At 40.2% G+C, this 5,001-nt stretch carries 1 protein-coding gene and 2 pseudogenes; 1 reads left to right on the forward strand and 2 read right to left on the reverse strand.

Going from position 1 to position 5,001, the window contains the following annotated elements; translation table 11 throughout:
* Nucleotides 1–4,167 (forward strand): Ig-like domain-containing protein (locus VF675_RS13385; RefSeq protein ID WP_440205359.1); only part of this gene is annotated, 4,167 nt, incomplete at its 5' end.
* A 145-nt stretch (nucleotides 4,168–4,312) separates the two neighbouring features.
* Here the strand turns inward: VF675_RS13385 and VF675_RS13390 are convergent.
* Both VF675_RS13390 and VF675_RS13395 read right to left on the reverse strand, forming a co-directional pair.
* Nucleotides 4,313–4,528 (reverse strand): annotated as a pseudogene (locus VF675_RS13390) (transposase domain-containing protein); the annotation flags it as partial.
* A 20-nt stretch (nucleotides 4,529–4,548) separates the two neighbouring features.
* Nucleotides 4,549–4,773 (reverse strand): annotated as a pseudogene (locus VF675_RS13395) (transposase domain-containing protein); the annotation flags it as partial.
* Between the last annotated feature and the right edge of the window lie 228 nt (nucleotides 4,774–5,001).

The raw sequence follows: 5,001 nt of genomic DNA on the forward strand, positions 1-5,001 counted from the left end.
GTCACAGCGACAGATCCTGCAGGGAACAGCAGTACAGATACCGGTTCGTTAACGGTAGATACACTTGCGCCGACTCTTAATATTAGTGCAGCAGATTTGCAATTATCTGCTGGAGAAATGACCGAAATTACTTTCACTTTTAGTGAACCAGTAAATGGTTTTACAATAAGTGATATTACTATCACTGGCGGAAATTTAAGTGGTCTTGTTGGAGATATAACTGGTACTGTTTGGACAGCAACTTTTACTCAAAATGGTACTAATGCACCTAGTATTAGTGTTTCTTCTGGTAGTTATACTGATGTTTCTGGAAACCCTGGTGTAGGGGATACTTTGGACATTATAGATGGTTTCATTGTTGATTTAGTCCCACCAACTTTAGATATCACAACAAATAACAGTAGTGTATTAAGTGTGGGTGAAACAGCATTAGTTACATTCACTTTTAATGAAGAAATTGATGCAGCAACTTTCCTGGAAAGTGATATTTCTGTAGAAGGAGGAAGTCTTTCTGGCTTTATGCAAGTGAGTGCAACAGTATGGACAGCTATTTTTACTAAGGATGCTACTGATACATTACCAAGTGTTAGTGTGCCTGATAATAGCTATTCTGATCTTGCTGGTAACCAAGGTACGGGCGATAGTCAAACGTGGGATGCTGATGTGGTGGCACCAACATTAGTTATTAGTGCAGCAGACCCAGCTCTATCATTGGGTGAAAGTACAACGATCACCTTTAGCTTTAGTGAAATCGTCCAAGGTTTTACAAGAAGTGATGTAGTTGTCGTAGGTGGAACTCTTGGCAATGTGACGACTTTAGACAATCAGACCTGGACAGCTACTTTTGCTCCAGATGGGCTTGCTGCTCCGAGTATTAGTGTAGCTGATTATACCTATTCTGATTTTGCAGGGAATTTGGGTGCTGGTGATACATTAGATAGCGAAGATGGATTTATTTTTGCTGTTATGGATGAAGGTTTATTAACCAGCCAGTCAACAGTTAAATTAAGTAGCCATCTTACAGAGTCTTATGTCGATGTTAATCTGGTAGCACCAGTGGCAGCATTATCTAGTGGTGGTGAGCCAATCAATTGGGTGTTATCCCCAGATGGAAAAACCCTAATAGGCTCTACTGCACCAGATAATGAAGTATTAAAGGTTTCTTTAAATAGCAAGCTCGATTCTTTTGGTAATATTGTCTGGAACTATGCTGTTACTTTATCAGATAGCATTGATCATTCAGGTAATTTACAGAATGTTACTTTTGGCTTGGAAGCAGCTGGTATTCCATTATCAGAAACTATAAGCATTGATATTTTGGATGATGTCCCTGTCCTTGCCGAAAATGTAAGCTATGATTTTGGATCGACTCCATCCATTTATTTTGGCAATGCGGTAGAAACTTTTGGTGCTGATGGTGGTCGTTTAAGTACAGTTACCATTAATGGTGTAACTTATACCTACGATTCGGTGACAGACTCGATTTCTTTTGCTGGCACAACGACACAATTCGATCCAGACAGCTATAGTTATGAGAATGGTGTATTAAATTTAACTACTTACTTTGGTGATGTAATTACAGTTAATTTCCAAACTGGCGAGTATTCTGTTGAGAGTACGGGTGTAAGTACAGGGCCAGCTCCAGATCAAGTTGCTCCAACAGCTATGATTGCTGATCAAGGTGGCTTATTAGGAACTGTAGGTTTAAATGCTTTAGGCTTGATTGATCTAACTGCAAATCAAAAATTCACTGTTGCTGATGCAGATAATGATATTACGTCTACCTCTTTAAGTTTAACCACGAACCTAGGTGCTGCATTAGTCAATGCATCACCTTTAGGTCCTCTATTAAGTGCTTTAGGACTTGATGAAGTACTCGATCTGTTAGGTGGAACAGTCGGTGCTCTATTAAGTACTTTAGGTCTGGCATCTTATAGATTAGAAGCTTCTCAATCATTGGCTGCAGAGCTTGGCTTAAAGATTATTATTGGTGATCAAGCCTTTATGCCGAATCCTGATAGTTCTGGTGATTATGTCTACGGACAAACCATCACATTTGAATTATTGGATCCATCTAAACCAGTTTCAAGTCAAGCTTTTAATGAGCTGTTGGCATCTATAACTGTAGATCAGGCATTTTTAGGTGATGTTGCAGGCCTGTCCTTAGCACCAACATATACCTTGAATGTAACTGATTCTTTATTACAAACTGATATGGCCCAAAGTATCGATATCGCAAATGTATCTTTACTTGGAAATTTATTGGGTTCGAATACGACAGGGTTCCTCACTGAGGGCACTGCTGCAGATGAGTCAATAGATAAATCATCCACAACGACGAGCCAACGTATTTATGGTTATGAGGGTAATGATAACCTTACTGGCGGTTCAGGAAATGATTTGATTCGTGGTGGTACTGGCAATGATACGATCATTGCTGGTAATGGCAATGACCTGATTTATGGCGGATCAGGAAATGACACCTTAACTGGTAATGACGGAACAGACGTATTTGTATGGGAAGATGGAGATCAAGGAACCACGACTATACCTGCTGTTGACAGAATTACTGATTTTAATCAGGCTAGCGCAGCAATTGGTGGTGATGTTCTGGATTTATCGGCTCTACTAGCGGGTGCAGGTAAAATTGGCAATTTGGCGGGTAACTTAGCCAATTATCTGCATTTTGAAACTGTTGCTGGACAAACCGAAATATGGATCAGTACATCAGGTGCCTTTACTGGTGGTTATAATTCAGCTCAAGACAGTTCGAATATAGATCAAAAGATTATCCTGGAAGGTGTGAATTATTCAGCCAATACACGTACCGATGCAGAAATTATCAATGAGTTATTGGCAAAGGGTAAATTGATTGTAGATAATCTGTATGGAACTCCAGCTACAAAAGAGTCTATAACAATTGATTTTACTGCAATTGATAATGATTCAGATGTTGCGACCAAACAAAGTGATGGTACAGCAACGTCAACTGGTTCTTTCGATAGTATTGCTGTACAGCTAGAAAGTGATTTGGTAGACCCTGCAATTAATACAGATCCGGTTGCGATTTTTGCTGATCGAGCCTTATTGGGGCTTGTTGGACTTGGTGCTTTAGGAATTGATCTGGATCGTCAAGTCTATGCTGCTTATGATGCTGAAAACAACATTCAGAAAGTTGAAATCACCTATCGACCTCTTATTGAAGTTGGCCTGACAAAAATTTCGATTGATGCTTCTCAGCGATTAGCTCAAGAACTTGGTTTAAAATTAAGCTATGCATCAACTGAAGGAACACTTACGCTGCTAGAGTACTCTTATACTTTAACTGTGACTGCATTAGATGGCGGTCCTATAGATAATGTGAAGTTAAATGAGTTATTAGCAACAGTTGAGTTGACAAATGAAAACGGAACTTTATTGGAAAGTAGTACACTCAGCCTTGAAGTTCTGCAATCTATGTCTGTAACTGTTACTGATACAAATGGTAAAGTTGATACTGATTTGGAGGGTAGTTTATTAGATGCCAATCTGATCAATGATCTGGGTGACTTTAATCAGTTCATCATTGAAGGTACTAACATAGATAATACTCTTGATGCTTCTGGTAAATTAACAGGGCAAAGAATATATGCTTATGACGGTGTAGATACCATCACAGGTAGTACATACGATGACTGGATACGTGCAGGTGCAGGGGTAGATACTGTTAATGCTGGATCGGGTAATGATGCCATCTTTGGTGGATTAGGCAATGATATTCTAAATGGACAAGATGGTAATGATTTGCTATTTGGTGAATCAGGTAACGATACCATTACTGGTGGAATTGGTTCCGATATAGCTGTTTTCCAAGTACTTGATGGTGAGGAAAGAGATGCAACTGGTGGTAACGGTACAGATACTTGGACTGATTTCATCGTTGACAATACTGAAAATCCAGAAGCCGATATGATCGATATTAGCGATCTATTGGTGGATTATGCTGGTGATGGTAGTGCTGCTTCACTAGCGGATTATTTAAGTGTTACATCAGACGGTACAGATACAACCATTAGTATCGACCGTGATGGAACAGGAAGTCAGTATCAATCTGCTGATATATTGGTTTTGAGAGGTGTAGATACTTCACTTACAGAGTTGGTTAATAATAATCAATTCATAATCTAATTATACTGAGGTTTAGTCCTGAAATAGATGAAATAGGTGAATACTTATTTCATCTAAGTGCCTGATGAAGTTCATCAGGCACTTTTTTATTTTCAAGGTAAGCGTTCGCTGAACGTAAGCGTCCGCTGAACCCCATAGCTATTTTTTAATTTGAGTTGGGTTTCCAGCGGTGTGGCAGTAATTCTTCAATCTGGGTCACTTTATGTGTTGGCAACCTTTTCAGCACATCACTTAAATAAGCATACGGATCTAGCCCATTCAGCTTTGCTGACTGGATTAAAGTCATGATATTGGCAGCTCGTTGACCGCTGCGCAGCGAGCCAGCAAATAACCAGTTCTTACGTCCCAACGTAAGCGTCCGCTGAATCCCATACCTATTTTTTAATTCGATTTAGGTTTCCAGCAGTGCGGCAGCAATTCTTCAATTTGGGTCACTTTGTGTGTCGGTAACCTTTTCAGCACATCACTTAAATAGGCATACGGATCCAAGCCATTCAGCTTTGCTGACTGGATTAAAGTCATGATGTTTGCCGCTCGCTGACCACTGCGCAGCGAACCTGCAAACAGCCAGTTCTTGCGTCCCAACGCCCAGGGACGCACCTGATTCGTAAGCGTCCGCTGAACCCCATGGCTATTTTTTAATTTGAGTTGGATTTCCAGCGATGTGGCAGTAATTCTTCTATTTGGGTCGCTTTATGCGTCGGCAGCCTTTTCAGCACATTGAACCGTACCGGGTTTGTCGGAGACCACTTTTCTTGAGAGAATGTCCCGATGAAAAAAGTAAAATACACCCCTGAAATCAGAGATAGAGCGGTTCAATTATTGATTGAATCC

The organism is Acinetobacter sp. Lyrl_1, assembly GCF_051948795.1.
Taxonomy (GTDB): Bacteria; Pseudomonadota; Gammaproteobacteria; order Pseudomonadales; family Moraxellaceae; genus Acinetobacter; species Acinetobacter towneri.